The sequence below is a fragment of the Ancylobacter sp. genome, assembly GCF_965279025.1.
In the GTDB taxonomy this organism is placed as follows: Bacteria; Pseudomonadota; Alphaproteobacteria; order Rhizobiales; family Xanthobacteraceae; genus Ancylobacter.
In genome coordinates this window covers 4,195,044-4,211,644 of sequence record NZ_OZ257132.1, presented here as the reverse complement: position 1 = coordinate 4,211,644, position 16,601 = coordinate 4,195,044, and the positions used below count along the sequence as shown (strand labels likewise).

Here is a 16,601-nt window from a genome sequence, read left to right as displayed (position 1 = left end):
TTGCGCTTCGGGTCGTTGGCGCCCCGGCCTGCGCGCGGCGCTGGCCGGGGATGAGTTGACTCAGGCCGCCGGCTCCGCTTTCTCTCGCACCCATTCCATTCAGGTGCCGGAGCCAAAATGCTCGACAACAGGTTCGATCCCGCCGCCGTCGAAGACCGCATCTACCAGAGCTGGGTGGAGGCGGGCGCCTTCAAGGGCGGACGTCCCGAGCGGGCAGGGGCCGAGCCCTATTGCATCGTCATCCCGCCGCCCAACGTCACCGGCTCGCTCCATATGGGGCACGCGCTCAACAACACGCTGCAGGACATTCTCTGCCGCTTCGAGCGCATGCGCGGCAAGGATGTGCTCTGGCAGGTCGGCACCGACCATGCCGGCATCGCGACGCAGATGGTGGTGGAGCGCCAGCTCGCCGAGCGCCAGCTTCCCGGCCGCCGCGACATGGGCCGCGCCGCCTTCGTCGAGCGCATCTGGGAGTGGAAGGAGGAATCCGGCGGCACCATCATCAACCAGCTCAAGAAGCTGGGCGCTTCCTGCGACTGGTCGCGCGAGCGCTTCACCATGGACGAGGGCCTGTCCCGGGCCGTGCTCAAGGTGTTCGTCCGGCTCTACAAGGAAGGGCTGATCTACAAGGACAAGCGGCTGGTCAACTGGGACCCGAAGTTCCAGTCTGCCATTTCCGATCTCGAAGTGCTGCAGGTGGAGGTGAAGGGCCATCTCTGGCACCTGCGCTACCCGCTCGCCGACGGCGTGACTTATGAGCACCCGATCGCCTTCGACGAGAATGGCCTTCCTTTCGAGTTCGAGACCCGCGACTACATCGTCGTCGCCACCACCCGCCCGGAGACCATGCTGGGCGACACGGCGGTCGCGGTGCACCCGGAAGATCCGCGCTACCAGGGCCTCGTCGCGGCCAATGCGAAGGTGCGCCTGCCGCTGGTCGGCCGGCTGATCCCCATCGTCCCGGACGCGTATTCCGACCCGACCAAGGGCACCGGCGCGGTGAAGATTACCCCGGCGCACGACTTCAACGATTTCGAGGTCGGCCGCCGGCACAATGTGCCGATGATCAACGTGCTCGACGCCGAGGCGCGGATCACGCTGGCCGGCAATGAGGAATTCGTCGCCGGCACGCAGGCGGGCGCCGATCTCGACGCCGCTCTGGCGCTGGATGGCCTCTCGCGCGAGGCGGCGCGCAAGGCCATCGTGGCGCTGCTGGAGGAGCGCGGCGTGCTCGATAAGATCGAGCCGCACACCCACATGGTGCCGCATGGCGACCGCTCCAACGTGGTGATCGAGCCCTGGCTGACCGACCAGTGGTATGTCGACGCCCACACCCTCGCCCAGCCGGCACTCGCCGCCGTGCGCGAGGGGCGGACGAACTTCGTGCCGAAGAACTGGGAGAAGACCTATTTCGAGTGGCTGGAGAACATCCAGCCCTGGTGCGTCTCGCGCCAGCTCTGGTGGGGGCACCAGATCCCGGCCTGGTACGGGCCGGACGGCACGATCTTCGTCGAGGAGACGGAAGAGGCGGCGGTCGCGGCCGCGCTCGCCCATTGCGTGCAGAACGGCATCATCACCGACGCCGAGGCGCAGGAGCTTGCCGCCGATCCCGAGAAGCGCGCGGCGCTGATCACCCGCGACGAGGACGTTCTCGACACCTGGTTCTCCTCCGCCCTGTGGCCGTTCTCGACGCTGGGCTGGCCGGACGACACGGCCGAGGTGGCGCGCTTCTACCCGACCTCGGTGCTGATCACCGGCTTCGACATCATCTTCTTCTGGGTCGCCCGGATGATGATGATGGGGCTGCACTTCATGCCCGAGGTGCCGTTCAAGGACGTTTACATCCACGCCCTCGTTCGCGACGAGAAGGGCGCCAAGATGTCGAAGTCCAAGGGCAACGTCATCGACCCGCTCGACCTCGTGTCGAAGTATGGCGCCGACGCGCTGCGCTTCACCCTGGCGGCGATGGCGGCGCAGGGGCGCGATATCAAGCTGGCGACATCGCGCGTCGAGGGTTATCGCAACTTCTCCACCAAGCTGTGGAACGCCGCCCGCTTCGCCGAGATGAATGGCTGCGGGCGTGACCCCGCCTTCGTGCCGCGCAACGCCGAGTCCCGCCTCAACCGCTGGATCCTCTCCGAGACGCAGAAGGCCGGCGCTGAGATCACCCAGGCGCTGGAAGCCTACAAGTTCAACGAGGCGGCCGGCGCGGCCTATCGCTTCGTGTGGAACATCTTCTGCGACTGGTATCTCGAACTCGCCAAGCCGGTCTTCAACGGCAATGGCGGTTGGAAGGACGAGACGCGGGCGACCACCGCCTTCGTGCTCGACGAAATCCTGAAGATGCTGCACCCCTTCATGCCCTTCCTGACGGAAGAGCTATGGGCCCGCACCGCCGAGACCGGCGCGCCGCGCGAGACGTTGCTGGTGCTGGCGGAGTGGCCGGCTCTGGAAGGCCTGGAGGCGCCGGACGCCGAGGCGGAGATCGGCTGGCTGGTCGATCTCATCACCGAAATCCGTTCCGTCCGCGCCGAGATGAACGTGCCGGCAGGGGCACAGATCCCGCTCGTGCTGGTGGGCGTGGCGGAAGAGGTGCGCGAGCGCGTGGTGGTGTGGCTCGACACGCTGACACGCCTTGCCCGCCTCTCGGCCATCTCCTTCGAGGCGGAGGCCCCGGCGGGCTCGGTGCAGATCGTCGTGCGCGGCGAGACCGCGGCGCTGCCGCTGGCCGGCGTCATCGACATGGAGGCGGAAGGCGCGCGCCTCGCCAAGGAACTCGGCAAGGCCCGAGACGACATCGCCAAGGTCGACGCCAAGCTCGGCAATGCCGATTTCATCAAACGTGCACCTGAGGAAGTTATCGAGGAGCAGCGCGAGCGCCGCGAGGCGGCTTCCGAGCGTGCCGCCAAGATCGGCGAGGCGCTGGTGCGGCTGGGCCGGACGGGCTGACCGGCCGCGCCGTCGGCCGGCGGGCGACGGTGGCGCAGGGGATCGGCGGGGCAGGGGATCGGCATGCCATTCATTGAATCGTTCGAGGCGGCTGATTTCGTCTCGACGGTCATCAGCCTGCTGGTCGCCTTCGCCATGGGGACGCTGATCGGCGCCGAGCGGCAATACCGCCAGCGTACCGCCGGCCTGCGCACGAACGTGCTGGTGGCGATCGGCGCGTGCCAGTTCGTCGACATGGCGATGCACCTTTCCGGCCCTGACGGCGCGGTGCGGGTGGTCGCCTATGTGGTCTCGGGCATCGGCTTCCTCGGGGCCGGCGTCATCATGAAGGAGGGCACCAATATTCGCGGCCTCAACACGGCGGCGACGCTGTGGTGCTCGGCAGCGGTGGGGGCCTGCGCAGGGGCCGACCTCATCGCCCAGGCGGTGCTGCTCACCGGCTTCGTGCTGGCCGGCAACACCATGCTGCGCCCGCTGGTGGGCGCGCTGGAGCGGCTGCCGCGCGACGAGGAATCGACCGAGGCGACCTATGGCGTCAGCGTGCTGACCGGCGCCTCGGCGGCGGCGGAGCTGCGCAGCAAGATTTCCAGCGTGCTGGAGGCCGCTAAGTTCCCTATCGAGGAGGTCGAGATCAACGACCGGCCGGATGGAACGCAGGAGCTGCGCGCGACGCTGGTGAACACCTCGGTGCGGATAGCCGAGCTCAATGCCGCCGTGGCGCGGCTGCGCCACCTGCCGGGCGTGACCTCGGCGGACTGGACACGCTCGGCGGCGGATTGAGGCGCGGCTCAGCCTTCTTGGTGGGGTGCGGCGGGCGTCGCCGCGCGCGCGGTTTCCAGGACTTTGTCCAACCGGTCGAGCTCGGCGCGCAGGCGCTCGATGACGTCGGCGGCTTCCGACAGCTCGTCCTCGATCTTGTCGCGGCGGAACTGGTCAAGCCCGGCCGCCATTGCCCGCAGGCGCTCCACGATATTGCCGCTCGACACGTTGATCTCCCTCGTTTTGCGGCGTCGACGACGGTCCGCTTCCCACGCCTTTTTGAGCCTTGATGCCTATCGCGTTTTTGTGACTGGCCGGCAACAGTGTCACGCATTCGCAACCATATCCGGAGGCAGTCGCGCAGACGCCGCGATGCCGCCACAAACCGGCACGAAATCCGACGGATAGACGGGGGATAAAGGCGCTGGATGCGGCGCCGATAAGAGCCTCCGCACCGGGATGCGTGAATAAAATGGACGTCAGGACGATCATCGACAAGCGGAACCTGCCGAGCCGCCATGTGACGGAAGGCCCGTCGCGCGCGCCGCACCGTTCCTACCTCTATGCGATGGGCCTCACCCGCGAGCAGATCCACCAGCCGCTGGTGGGTGTCGCCTCGTGCTGGAACGAGGCCGCGCCCTGCAACATCTCGCTGATGCGCCAGGCGCAGGCGGTGAAGAAGGGCGTCTCGGCCGCCGCCGGCACGCCGCGCGAATTCTGCACCATCACGGTCACCGATGGCATCGCCATGGGCCATGACGGCATGAAGGCATCGCTGGCCTCGCGCGAGGTCATCGCCGATTCGGTCGAGCTCACCATTCGCGGCCATGCCTATGACGCGCTGGTCGGCCTTGCCGGCTGCGACAAGTCGCTGCCGGGCATGATGATGGCGATGCTGCGGCTCAACGTGCCGTCGATCTTCATCTATGGCGGCTCCATCCTGCCGGGCTCCTTCCGGGGCCAGCCGGTGACGGTGCAGGACATGTTCGAAGCGGTCGGCAAGCACTCGGTCGGCTTGATGTCGGATGACGACCTCGACGAACTTGAGCAGGTGGCATGCCCTTCCGCCGGTGCCTGCGGCGCGCAGTTCACCGCCAACACCATGGCCACCGTCTCCGAGGCGATCGGCCTCGCGCTGCCTTATTCGGCCGGCGCGCCGGCGCCCTACGAGATTCGCGACCGCTTCTGCATGGCGGCCGGCGAGCAGATCATGGACCTCGTCGCCCGCAACATCCGCCCGCGCGACATCGTCACCCTGAAGGCGCTGGAAAATGCCGCGACCGTGGTCGCCGCTTCCGGCGGTTCCACCAATGCGGCGCTGCACCTGCCGGCCATGGCGCATGAGGTCGGCATCAAGTTCGACCTGTTCGACGTCGCCGAGATCTTCAAGCGCACGCCCTATATCGCCGATCTCAAGCCCGGCGGGCGCTATGTCGCCAAGGACATGTTCGAGGCCGGCGGCATTCCGCTGCTGATGAAGACGCTGCTGGAGCACGGCTTCCTGCATGGCGACTGCCTCACCGTGACCGGCCGCACCATCGCGGAGAACCTCGCCTCGGTGAAGTGGAACCCGCACCAGGACGTGGTGCGCCCGGCCAATGACCCGATCACCGTCACGGGTGGCGTGGTCGGCCTGCAGGGCAATCTCGCGCCCGATGGCGCCATCGTGAAGGTGGCGGGCCTCAAGAACCAGAAGTTCACCGGCCCGGCGCGCTGCTTCGATGGCGAGGAAGCCTGCTTCGAAGCGGTGACCCACCGCGCCTATGAAGAGGGCGACGTGCTGGTCATCCGCTATGAGGGCCCCAAGGGTGGCCCCGGCATGCGGGAAATGCTGTCCACCACCGCCGCCCTTTATGGGCAGGGGGCGGGCGACAAGGTGGCGCTGATCACCGATGGGCGCTTTTCGGGCGCGACGCGCGGCTTCTGCATCGGCCATGTCGGGCCGGAGGCGGCGGTCGGCGGCCCGATCGGGCTTATCCGCGACGGCGACATCATCACCATCGACGCGATCGAGGGCACGCTTGACGTGGCGCTTTCGGACGAGGAACTCGCCGCCCGCCGGGCGGAGTGGAAGCCGCGTCCGTCGCCCGTCGGCTCGGGGGCCATCTGGAAGTTCGCGCAGGCCGTGGGTCCCGCCCGTGATGGCGCGGTCACCCATCCCGGCGGCGCGGCCGAGACGGCGTGCTATGCGGATGTTTAATCGTTCGGGCCTGAGCCCGCTCCTCCTGCTATGTGCCTTCGTGCTGGCGCCGTCGCTGGCCTCGGCCTTTGACGGCACGCCCGGTGCCGATGCGCCGCCCGGCGCCGCCGTCCCGGCCGGCAAGCCGCGCACCATCGAGGAATCCGTGCGCTTCGGCGCGCAGGCGCTTCGTTCCGGCCAGACCGAGCAGGGCATCGATTCGCTGCGCTACGCCGCCGACCAGGGCCATGCCGGGGCGCAGTGGAAGCTCGGCCGCATGTATGCGGAAGGCGAGGGGGTCGAGCGCAACGACATCAAGGCGTTCGAATATTTCAGCCAGATCGCCAACATGCACGCCGACGACAACCCGGCGACGCCGGAGGCCCGCTTCGCGGCGGACGCCTTCGTGGCGCTGGGGGCCTATTATCTGGTCGGCATTCCCAACAGCAAGATCCGCCGCGACGCTACGCGGGCGCGCGACATGTTCGCTTATGCCGCCTCGTATTTCGGCGATCCGGACGCGCAGTACCATCTGGCACGCCTCTATATCGACGGCGACGGTGTCGACCGCGATCCGCGCTTCGCGGCGCGCTGGCTCGGCCTTGCCGCCCATAAGGGCCAGTATCTGGCGCAGGCGGCACTGGGCGGCATGCTGTTCAAGGGCGATGACGGCATTCCGCGGCAGGGCGCGCGCGGGCTGATGTGGCTCACCCTTGCCCGCGACGGGGCGGCCGGCCCGCAGGACAAATGGGTGGTCGACCTCTATGAGGACGCCTTCGCCAATGCCAGCTCCGACGAGCGTGCGATGGCCCTAGTCTATCTCGAACAATACATGAAGGCGGCGCGCTGAGCGGGCGCTGCTGCCGCCCGGCCGATCGGCAAACATCATCCCGGACGGTCGCAGGCCGATCCGGGATCGCTCGGTGGTGGAGCCGATCCCGGCTCTCGTCCCTCGGCCGGGATGACGGAATTCTAAATCCGCCAGCTCTTAAAGCGCCAGCTCCGCCCACACCGGCACATGGTCCGACGGCTTTTCCCAGCCGCGCACATGCTTGTCGATGCCCACCGCCTTCAGCCGGTCGGTGGCCTGCGGCGAGAGCAGCAGATGATCGATGCGGATGCCGTTGTTCCGCTGCCAGGCGCCGGCCTGATAGTCCCAGAAGGTGTACAGCCCGGCCTCGCTGGTGGTGGCGCGCAGCGCGTCGGTCATGCCGAGAGTGAGCAGTTCGCGGAAGGCCGCCCGGGTCTGCGGCAGGAACAGCGCGTCCTCGGTCCACGCCTGCGGATGCGCGGCATCCTCCGGTTCGGGGATGACGTTGTAGTCCCCGCAGACGACGAGCGGCTCCTCATAGGCCAGCCGGTTCTGCATATGGGCCTTCAGCCGCTTCATCCAGCCGAGCTTGTAGGGATATTTTTCGGTGCCGACCGGGTTGCCGTTCGGCAGATAGATGCCGCACACGCGCAGCGCGCCTTCCGGCGTTGAGACGATTACCTCGATGAAGCGCGACTGCACGTCCGCCTCATCGCCCGGCAGGCCGAGCGTCACCTCGTCGAAGGGCAGGCGGGAGAGCACCGCCACGCCGTTGAACGCCTTCTGGCCGTGCACCGCGACATTGTAGCCGATCGCCTCGAACGCCTCGCGCGGAAAGGCCTCGTCGACGCATTTCAGCTCCTGCAGGCAGACGACATCCGGCTTCGTCTCCTGCAGCCAGGCGACAGCGTGCTCCTGACGCTGCTTGATCGAGTTGACGTTCCAGGTGGCGATGCGCATCGGGCTCTCACGGCAGGCGGATAATCGGGGCGATGAATCAGGCCGCCACTCTACAGCACCGGCAGCAGGCGGCGCACGATGAGGGCGGAGGACAGCGCCACCTCGTCGATGAACAGACGGAAGTCGAAATGCGACTCGCGGCCGGCGAGATCGGACAGGGTGCGCACCACCAGCCAGGGTACGTCATAGGCGCTGGCGGCCTGCGCCATGGCGGCCCCTTCCATCTCCACCGCCGCGCCCCCCAGTTCGCGAAACAGCCGCTCACGCAGCGTCTCCGAATTCACGAACTGGTCGCCGGTGAGGATGCGGCCATAATGCAGGCGGGGCGCGCGCTCGCCCCCGGCTGCGGAAAGCGGCGCCAGCGACAGATCCGCCAGCGCGGCACGCGCCCGCTCCAGCAGGTCGCCATCGGCGGCATGGCCGAGGCCCTCATGCGGGCTGAAGAAGGGCAGGTGCCCCGCCTGATAGACCATGAACTGATCGTCGGCCGAATAGTAGCCGGCGTCGTGCTGGACGACATGGTCGGCGATGACGACGTCGCCCACCGACAGTTCCGGGTCCAGCCCGCCGGCAATGCCGGAAAACAGCAGGACGCGGCAGCCGAACCGCTCCAGCAGCAGCGTCGCGGCGATGCTGGCATTGACCTTGCCCATGCCGGCGCGCGCCAGCACGACCCGGTGCCCGTCGAGGCGGCCGACATGGAAAACCATGCCGGCCCGCTCGGTGACCTCGGTGCCGGTGAGATTGTCGGCGAGGAAGGCGAATTCCTGCGGAATGGCGCAGAGCACGCCGACCGGCCGCATCAGAGGGCGAAGCTGGTGCCGCAGCCGCAGGACGCGGTGGCGTGCGGATTGGCGATGCGGAACGAGGCGCCGATCAGGTCGTCGACGAAGTCGATATGCGAGCCGGACATATATTCCAGCGATACCGGATCGATGACGACGCTTGCCCCGCCCTCGGCGATGACGATGTCGTCCGCCTCACGCTCGCGGGTGATGTCGAACTTGTACTGGAACCCGGAGCAGCCGCCGCCCTCCACGCTGACGCGCAGCATGGTCTGCGGCGGCTCCCCGCTGAGGATCTCCGCAATCCGCCGCACCGCGCTGGCAGTGACGCCGACGGAGGGGGTAGCGGCCGTGTCAGGCGAAAGACCTGCGCTCATGTCGCACACTTACCGTTGAATATGACCTGTACGGATAGTTAAGTGCTGCCGCCCCCGAGTCAAAGGGGCTTGACGAAAGACTGGCAGGAGGAACGCGCATGGCGGTCGCCGGGGCACAGCCGCTGGCGCGATGGGCGTCGAGGGCCGAAGAGAGCCGGGGAAGGGTGCATCCCGAGGCGGAAGGGGATGCGCGCAGCAGCTTTCGCCGCGACGCCGACCGCATCATCCATTCCAGCGCCTTCCGCCGCCTCGCCTACAAGACGCAGGTCTTCGCCTATCACGAGGGCGACCATTACCGCACGCGGCTGACCCATACGCTGGAAGTGGTGCAGGTGGCGCGCTCCGTCGCCCGGGCGCTGGGGCTGGACGAGGATCTGAGCGAGGCGCTGGCGCTGGCGCATGATCTCGGGCACCCGCCCTTCGCCCATGCCGGCGAACGGGTGCTCGATGCCTGCATGGCCGGCTATGGCGGGTTCGATCACAATGCGCAGTCGCTGCGCGTGGTGACGCGGCTGGAGAACCGCTATCCCGCCTTTGATGGGCTGAACCTCTCCTGGGAGGCGCATGAGGGTATCGTGAAGCATAATGGGCCGCCGAACGGCCCGCTGGCCCACGCTATCGCGGTGCATGCCGAGCGGCAGGATCTGTGGCTGTGGAGCTGGCCCTCCGCCGAGGCGCAGGTTGCCGCCATCGCCGACGACATCGCCTATGACGTGCATGACCTCGACGACGGCCTGCGTGCCGGCCTGTTCGACCTCAACGAACTGGCCGGCCTGCCGCTCGTCGACACCATTCTCGCCGATATCCGCGCGCAGTGGCCGGACCTCGACCGCGCCCGCGTCTTCCACGAACTGGGCCGCCGCATGATTACCGCGCTGATCGGCGATGTGGTGGAAGAGAGCCGCCGGCGCATCGCGCTGGCCGGGCCCGGGGATGCCGACGCGATCCGCCGGCTCGGCCACGCGGTGGTCGGCTTTTCCGCCGAGACGGCGGCGGCGGAAAAGGCGATCAAGGCCTTTCTGTTTCCGCGCATGTACCGCCATCCCCGGGTGATGGAGACCATGGAAGCGGCCGGGGCGGTGGTGCGCGACCTGTTCGAGCGCTACATGGCCGACACCCACGCGCTTCCCGAGGAATGGCGGGCCAGCGTGGAGGGACGGGCGGAAGCGGCGCGGGCGCGGCGCATCGCCGATTTCCTCGCCGGCCAGACAGATCGCTACGCCTTGGCCGAGCACGCCCGGCTCTTTGACAGGGCACCTGAACTGCGGTAGCGGCAGCGGCCCCTTCTGGGTCTGGCCGTGCCGGGAGCTGATCCTCATGAACCTCTTCGCCCTCTTTGCCGATCACCTCCGCGACGCCGTCGCCCAGCTCGTGGCCGACGGGGTCGTGCCCGCCGGCGTCGATACCGCGCGGGTGGTGGTGGAGCCGCCGCGCGATTCCAGCCATGGCGACCTCGCCACCAATGCGGCGATGGTGCTGGCGAAGGAAGCCGGGCTGAAGCCGCGCGACCTTGCCGAGAAGCTGGCGGCCAAGCTCGCCGCGATTCCGGGCGTGGCGAAGGTGGACGTCGCCGGCCCCGGCTTCATCAACCTGGCGCTGGACGGCTCCTACTGGCCGCGCGTCATCGCCGCCGTGCTGCAGGCAGGGCGCGACTTCGGACGTTCGGACAGCGGCGCGGGCCGGCCGATCAATGTCGAATACGTTTCCGCCAATCCTACGGGCCCCATGCATGTCGGCCATTGCCGTGGCGCGGTGTTCGGCGACGCGCTGGCCAGCCTGCTGGACTTCGCCGGCTGGAAGGTGACGCGCGAATACTACATCAACGACGCCGGGGCGCAGGTCGACGTGCTCGCCCGCTCCGCCTATCTGCGCTACCGCGAGGCGCTGGGCGAGGCCATCACCATCCCCGAGGGGCTCTATCCCGGCGACTATCTCGTCCCCGTCGGTAAGGCGCTGGTGACCAAGTACGGCCGCACGCTGCTCGACAAGACCGACGAAGAATGGCTGCCGGCGGTACGCGAGGTCTCCATCGACGCGATGATGGCGATGATCCGCACCGACCTTGCCGCGCTCAACATCCGTCACGACACCTTCTTCTCCGAGCGCACGCTGCACGCACGGACCGATGGCGCGCCGAGCATCATCGACCGGCTGATGGAGAGCCTGCGCGCCCGCGATCTCATCTATGAGGGCCGCCTGCCGCCGCCCAAGGGGCAGCCGGTGGAGGACTGGGAGGACCGCGAGCAGACGCTGTTCCGCGCCACCCAGTTCGGCGACGACGTGGACCGGCCGCTGATGAAGTCGGACGGCGCCTACACTTATTTCGCCGCCGACATCGCCTATCACAAGGACAAATTCGACCGCGGCTTCAAGCGGATGATCGACGTCTGGGGCGCCGACCATGGCGGCTATGTCAAGCGCATGCAGGCGGCGGTGAAGGCGGCGTCGGGCGGCGAGGCAAGCCTCGATGTCGAGCTGTGCCAGCTGGTGCGGCTGCTGCGCAATGGCGAGCCGGTGAAGATGTCGAAGCGCGCCGGCGATTTCGTCACGCTACGCGACGTGGTCGACGAGGTCGGCCGCGACGCGGTGCGGTTCATGATGATCAACCGCAAGAACGACGCGGTGCTCGATTTCGACCTCGCCAAGGTGATCGAGCAGTCGCGCGACAACCCGGTGTTCTATGTGCAGTACGCCCATGCCCGGGCGTGCTCTATCCTGCGTAACGCGCGGGAGGCCTTCCCGGGGCTGCCGCAGACGCAGGCCGATTTCGCTGATGGCGCGCTGACGCGGCTGGACGACGAAGGGGAAATCGGCCTCGCCCGGCTGATCGCCAACTATCCGCGCATGGTCGAGCAGGCGGCGTCGGCGCGCGAGCCCCACCGGGTGACGTTCTATCTCTACGATCTTGCCAGTGCGTTGCACGGACAGTGGAGTCGCGGGAAGGATTCGCCTCATTTACGCTTCATTATCGAAGATGATCGAGAATTGACTTATGCGCGGCTGGCTTTGGTGCACGCGGTCGCGTTGATCATCGCTTCAGGACTTTCCATTCTTGGAGTCGATGCTCCCGAAGAAATGCGGTGAGCGCGTCGCGACGGTTCCTTCGGCCCTGCGTTCCCGTGATGCCGCCCGTCGGGTGGCCCCTATTGTGATCGTGTCGAACGGATACTGAAGATGGGCAATGAGAACATGCGTGATCGGCCGGAAAACCCTGCCGAGGATCCGCTTGCCGAACTTGCTCGCCTGATGGCCATGGAAGACGATTTCGCCGAGCTGGCACGGCCCGCACCCGCGCCGCGCCCGGCAGCCCCGGCACCGCGCCCGGCCGCGCCGTCCCCGGTTGCTGCTCGCCGCCCGGTGGAAGAGGGGCGGCCGGCCCCCGGTTCCTTTGCCGCGCTGGCGCAGGAAGTCTATGGCGAGGGCGTTCCCCGCGCCGCGCCAATGGCGCGTTCCGGTGCCGAGGAAGCGGCGCGCGATGCCCATCGCGAGCCGGCCCGTGGAGAGCGCCCCGACCCGCGCGCGCCCTATGTGCCGCCGCGCCCGCAGGCCACCGAGCCCGCGCGCCGGGCACCGCTGACCCGTCCGGAGGCGCCGTCCTCCTCTCCCGTACCCGCCACGCCGGCCGCTTCCCGCGTGGAGCCGCCCCGTGCCGACGCCCTTCGCGCCGAACCGCCGCGGGCTCCCGCCGCGCGCCCTGCCGTACCGTCGCCAGAGGCGGCGCATCAGGAACTCGCCCGCCAGGACGCCCTTCGTCAGGATGCTCTCCGCCAGGACGCTGCCCGTCAGGAGGCCGCTCGGCAGGACGCTGCCCGTCAGGAGGCCGCTCGGCAGGAGGCGGCGCGTCAGGAAGCTGCCCGCCAGCACGCCGCCCGCCAGGAGGCGGGGCGTCGCGAGGCGCTGCGTCAGGAAGCGGTTCGCCAGGAGGCTGTTCGCCGCGAGGCTGCCGGCCGTGAGGCGGTGCGCCCCCCGGCTCCGCCGACCTCCCGTCCGGTGGAAGGGCGCTCCGATGCCGCCATACCAGCATGGATGACCCGTGCCGCCGTGGCCGCGCAAGCCTCCGGCACGGAGGCCCCTACCGCTCCGGCCCCCGCTCCCGTTCGGGCGCAGGCTCCGGCCCCCGCTGCGCCGCCGCTCCGGCAGCCCAGCCCGCCGGTCGCCCCGGCCTTCGATGTCGACGAGGATGCCTATGATTACGGGCGTTCGGCCGCCGATACTCAGGCCGATGCGCAGGCTTATGAGGAGTACGAGGTCGAGGAGGAAGCTCCCGCCCGCGGTCGCAAGCGCCTGCTGATGATCGGCGGCGCCCTGCTGATCTTCATCGGCGCCGCCGCTGCCGGCTATGTCGTCATGTCCAGGCCGTCGGGGTCGAGCCTGTCGGGCGAGCCACCCGTCATTCGGGCCGATCAGGGGCCGAACAAGGTCGTGCCCAGCCAGCCGACGCAGGAACAGGCCGCCGATGGCCAGAAGCTGATCTATGACCGCGTCGGCGGCAGCGCCACGACGGGCAATGAGCAGGTGGTTTCCAGCGAGGAGCAGCCGGTCGACGTCTCGCAGGCGGCCCAGCCGCAGCCGCGCGTCATCCAGACGACTCCTTCCGGCAGCACTACAGCCTCGGGAGCGCCGCAGGCGAATTCCGGCGAGCCCAAGCGCGTGCGCACCTTGACCGTGCGCGCCGACGGCACGGTGGTGGAGGACACGTCGCCTCCGGCCACGCCGCTGCCGCCCGGCGCGGCGAATGGCGCGGGCAATCCGGTCGCGTTGAATCTCGGCTCCGGGGGATCGGTTCCCACCGACCCGGCGCCCCTGTCCGCCACCCCGTCCATCGTCGACAACATGGCCAACGTCCCGGCCCCGGCGCCCGCACAGGCTCCGGCACAGACCCCGGCCCCCGCCCGCGTCGCGGCGGCACCCGCAACCCAGTCGAGCGGGGCTTCGGTGCCGGCGGGGGCCTATGTGGTGCAGATCGCGTCGGTTCGTTCGGAGGCGGAAGCACAGGCGACGTGGCGGGCCACCCAGTCCAAGTTCGCCTCCCTGCTCGGCAACCAGCCCTTCAGCGTGAAGCGGGCGGATCTCGGGGATCGCGGCGTCTATTACCGGGCACAGGTCGGGTCGTTCTCGTCGCGGGATGGCGCCGTCGGCCTGTGCGAGGCGATGCGTGCCCAGGGCGGAAGCTGCATGGTCGCCCGGAACTGACGTCGATCATGACCCTTGCCACGGCGCCGCGCGCCTTCATCACCGGCTGCGCCGGCCCAACGCTCGCGCCTGACGAGACGGCCTTTCTTGGCGAGGCTGCCCCGTGGGGGCTGATCCTGTTTCGCCGCAACGTGGAAAGCCCCGCCCAGGTGGCGGCGCTTATTGCCGCTTTCCGCGCCGCCGTCGGGCGCCCGGAAGCGCCGGTGCTGATCGACCAGGAGGGCGGGCGGGTGCAACGGCTCGGGCCGCCGCACTGGCCGGCCTATCCGCCGGCGGAGATCTTCGCCCGCCGCGCCGAGGCCGGCGACATGGATGGTGCGGCGCAGGCGGCACGCCTTGGCGCGCGGCTCATGGCCGCCGATCTCGCGGCGCTGGGCATCACCGTCGACTGCGTGCCCTGTGCCGATCTGCGCCTGCCGGAAGGCCACGGCATCATTGGCGACCGCGCCTATGGCTCCACCCCCGCACAGGTGGCGCACCTCGCCCGCGCGGCGGCGGAAGGGCTGATGGCCGGTGGCGTGCTGCCGGTGCTGAAGCATATACCCGGCCATGGCCGGGCCCGTGCCGACAGCCATGAAAGCCTGCCGGTTGTGGAAACGTCCCGCGCCGAACTGGAAGCGACTGATTTCGCGCCGTTCCGGCTTCTCGCGGACCTGCCGCTCGGCATGACGGCGCATGTCGTCTACGCCGCGATCGACCCCGACCGACCGGCGACCACGTCGCCGACGGTGATCGACGAGGTCATTCGCGGCCATATCGGCTTCGATGGCGCGCTGATGAGCGACGATCTTTCAATGGGCGCGCTGGCTGGTTCGCTGGCGAGCCGTACCGAGGCATCGTTCGCCGCCGGCTGCGATCTGGCACTGCACTGCAATGGGCGGCTGGATGAAATGGCCGAGGTGGCGTCTCGCTCGCCTGTGCTGCAGGGAGAGGCGGCACGGCGCTGCGCGGCAGCGCTCGCGCGTCTCGGGCCGGCGGAAGAAATCATCGCCAGCGAGGCGCAGGCGCGTTTTTCGGCTATGATCGCGGCGTCCTGAACATCGCCTGCGGTTCCCATGGTTCAACGCCAGTTCACGTTCGATGCCGATTCCGTCCGCGAGGCGGGCGAACCCGCGTTGGTGGTCGATGTCGATGGCTTCGAGGGGCCGCTCGACCTGCTGCTGGCGCTTGCGCGGACGCAGAAGGTGGACCTGCACCGCATTTCCATTCTCCAGCTCGCCGAGCAGTATCTTCTCTTCGTCGAGGAAGCGCGGCGGATCCGGCTGGAACTGGCGGCCGACTATCTGGTGATGGCGGCCTGGCTCGCCTATCTGAAATCACGCCTGCTGCTGCCCGATCCGCCGAAGGAGGAGGGGCCGAGCGCCTCCGACCTCGCCGCCGATCTCGCCGAACGCCTGCGCCGGCTGGAGCAGATCCGCGCTGCCGCCGCGCATCTGGCGACCCGCGACCGCATCGGCCATGAAGTGTTCGCGCGCGGCGCCCCCGAGCCGCTGCAGGCGGCGGGACCGATCGTGTATGAGGCGACGCTCTACGACCTGCTGGCTGCCTATGGTGCGCAACGCCAGAAGATGGCGCTTTCGCAGGTTCGTTTTCCCCCGCGCAACGTCATCTCGCTGGCGGAAGCGCGCGAGCGGCTGGAGCGGCTGATGGGCCGGCTGGCGCTGCACGGCGAATGGGCGCGTCTGGACGGCTTCCTGCTCAACTGGATCGCCGACCCGAAAATGCGGGCGACGGCGCTGGCCTCCGGCTTTTCGGCGACGCTTGAAATGGTGCGCGAGGGGCTGATCGACGTGCAGCAGGAGGAGAGCTTCGCGCCGATCTGGATCCGCAGCCGGCGCGATGCGCCGGAGGAGGGCGCATGAGCGCCGAAGCCGCCCGCAGCGCCCTGCCGGAGCCCTTCGTGGAGGACGCATCGGGCGTGCCTGCCCGCGACCCCGATCTGCGCCTGCTGGAGGCCTTGCTGTTTGCCGCCGGCGAGCCGCTCGACGAGGCGTCGATCTCTGCCCGGCTGCCGGAGGGCGCGGATGTGCGCGGCCTGCTCGTGGCCCTTTCCGCCGACTATGCCGATCGCGGCTTCAATCTCGTGCGGGTGGCGGGCAAGTGGATGCTGCGCACCGCGCCGGACCTCGGTTTCCTGCTGGCGCGCGACAAGCCGGAGCCCCGCCGGCTCTCCCGCGCGGCGCTGGAGACGCTGGCGATCATCGCCTATCACCAGCCGGTGACCCGTGCCGAGATCGAGGAAATCCGGGGCGTCTCGACCAATAAGGGCACGCTCGACGTGCTGCTGGCCGCCGGCTGGGTGCGCCTGCGCGGGCGGCGGCGCAGCCCGGGGCGGCCGGTGACCTATGGCACGACCGATACCTTCCTCGTCCATTACGGCCTCGACGCTATTCAGGACCTGCCGGGCCTCGACGAACTGCGCGGCACGGGGCTGATCGATTCCCGGGTCTCGGCCGGCCTGACCGTGCCGCTGCCGAGCGACGACCATGGGCTGAAGGACGACGAGGACCCGCTGGAGCCGGAGTTCGAACTGTCCTTCGCCCCGGAGACCGACGACGACGTGGATGAGGACGGCTGAGGCTCCATGC

At 68.9% G+C, this 16,601-nt stretch carries 14 protein-coding genes; 10 read left to right on the top strand and 4 right to left on the bottom strand.

The annotated features are described in order from the left end of the window. Positions 1-117: 117 nt before the first annotated feature. Both ACQY76_RS19635 and ACQY76_RS19630 read left to right on the top strand, forming a co-directional pair. Positions 118-2,949 carry a valine--tRNA ligase gene (locus ACQY76_RS19635; protein ID WP_428030370.1) on the top strand — a complete coding sequence of 944 codons (2,832 nt, stop codon included), beginning with the start codon at positions 118-120 and terminating at the stop codon, positions 2,947-2,949. 63 nt (positions 2,950-3,012) lie between these two features. Next, positions 3,013-3,729, top strand: a complete 717-nt coding sequence (locus ACQY76_RS19630; protein WP_428030369.1) for an MgtC/SapB family protein — start codon at positions 3,013-3,015, stop codon at positions 3,727-3,729. A gap of 8 nt (positions 3,730-3,737) precedes the next feature. On the opposite strand, the gene ACQY76_RS19625 is transcribed toward ACQY76_RS19630, so the two are convergent. Beyond that, positions 3,738-3,935: a hypothetical protein gene (locus tag ACQY76_RS19625; RefSeq protein WP_428030368.1), complete on the bottom strand. Its 198-nt coding sequence runs from the start codon at positions 3,933-3,935 to the stop codon at positions 3,738-3,740. Positions 3,936-4,180: 245 nt separating this feature from the next. Between ACQY76_RS19625 and ilvD the strand changes: the two genes are divergently transcribed. Both ilvD and ACQY76_RS19615 read left to right on the top strand, forming a co-directional pair. Continuing rightward, a complete protein-coding gene (gene ilvD / locus ACQY76_RS19620; RefSeq protein ID WP_428030367.1) occupies positions 4,181-5,908 on the top strand; it encodes a dihydroxy-acid dehydratase in 1,728 nt (575 codons plus the stop codon). Beyond that, positions 5,901-6,737, top strand: coding sequence for a tetratricopeptide repeat protein (locus ACQY76_RS19615; protein ID WP_428030366.1), 837 nt, complete (start codon positions 5,901-5,903; stop codon positions 6,735-6,737). The genes ilvD and ACQY76_RS19615 overlap by 8 nt, the downstream gene beginning before the upstream one ends. A 138-nt stretch (positions 6,738-6,875) precedes the next feature. On the opposite strand, the gene xth is transcribed toward ACQY76_RS19615, so the two are convergent. Genes xth through ACQY76_RS19600 form a run of 3 tightly spaced genes read right to left on the bottom strand, consistent with a single transcriptional unit; the run spans position 6,876 to position 8,820 of the window. Continuing rightward, a complete protein-coding gene (gene xth, locus ACQY76_RS19610) occupies positions 6,876-7,658 on the bottom strand; it encodes an exodeoxyribonuclease III (RefSeq protein WP_428030365.1) in 783 nt (260 codons plus the stop codon). Between the two features lie 50 nt (positions 7,659-7,708). Next, complete coding sequence (locus tag ACQY76_RS19605; protein WP_428030364.1) at positions 7,709-8,461, bottom strand: 5'-methylthioadenosine/adenosylhomocysteine nucleosidase; 753 nt, start codon at positions 8,459-8,461, stop codon at positions 7,709-7,711. Next, a complete protein-coding gene (locus ACQY76_RS19600; RefSeq protein ID WP_428030363.1) occupies positions 8,461-8,820 on the bottom strand; it encodes a HesB/IscA family protein in 360 nt (119 codons plus the stop codon). Before ACQY76_RS19600 ends, ACQY76_RS19605 begins: the two co-directional genes overlap by 1 nt. A gap of 98 nt (positions 8,821-8,918) precedes the next feature. Here ACQY76_RS19600 and ACQY76_RS19595 point away from each other — a divergent pair, with 98 nt between their 5' ends. The 6 genes from ACQY76_RS19595 (at position 8,919) to scpB (ending at position 16,591) form a co-directional block, all read left to right on the top strand. Next, positions 8,919-10,091, top strand: coding sequence for a deoxyguanosinetriphosphate triphosphohydrolase (locus tag ACQY76_RS19595; RefSeq protein ID WP_428030362.1), 1,173 nt, complete (start codon positions 8,919-8,921; stop codon positions 10,089-10,091). Positions 10,092-10,137: 46 nt separating this feature from the next. Then, on the top strand, positions 10,138-11,904 hold the full coding sequence (gene argS, locus ACQY76_RS19590; RefSeq protein ID WP_428030361.1) for an arginine--tRNA ligase: 1,767 nt from the start codon (positions 10,138-10,140) through the stop codon (positions 11,902-11,904). Positions 11,905-11,994: 90 nt separating this feature from the next. Beyond that, entirely contained in the window at positions 11,995-14,013 is a 2,019-nt protein-coding gene (locus tag ACQY76_RS19585) for an SPOR domain-containing protein (protein ID WP_428030360.1), read from the top strand. An 8-nt stretch (positions 14,014-14,021) separates the two neighbouring features. Continuing rightward, positions 14,022-15,050 carry a beta-N-acetylhexosaminidase gene (gene nagZ, locus ACQY76_RS19580; RefSeq protein ID WP_428030359.1) on the top strand — a complete coding sequence of 343 codons (1,029 nt, stop codon included), beginning with the start codon at positions 14,022-14,024 and terminating at the stop codon, positions 15,048-15,050. Positions 15,051-15,068: 18 nt separating this feature from the next. Then, the gene (locus tag ACQY76_RS19575) at positions 15,069-15,875 is read left to right on the top strand and encodes a segregation and condensation protein A (protein WP_428030358.1); all 807 of its coding nucleotides are present in this window, start codon (positions 15,069-15,071) and stop codon (positions 15,873-15,875) included. Continuing rightward, the gene (scpB, locus tag ACQY76_RS19570; protein ID WP_428030357.1) at positions 15,872-16,591 is read left to right on the top strand and encodes an SMC-Scp complex subunit ScpB; all 720 of its coding nucleotides are present in this window, start codon (positions 15,872-15,874) and stop codon (positions 16,589-16,591) included. The genes ACQY76_RS19575 and scpB overlap by 4 nt, the downstream gene beginning before the upstream one ends. Positions 16,592-16,601: the final 10 nt, after the last annotated feature.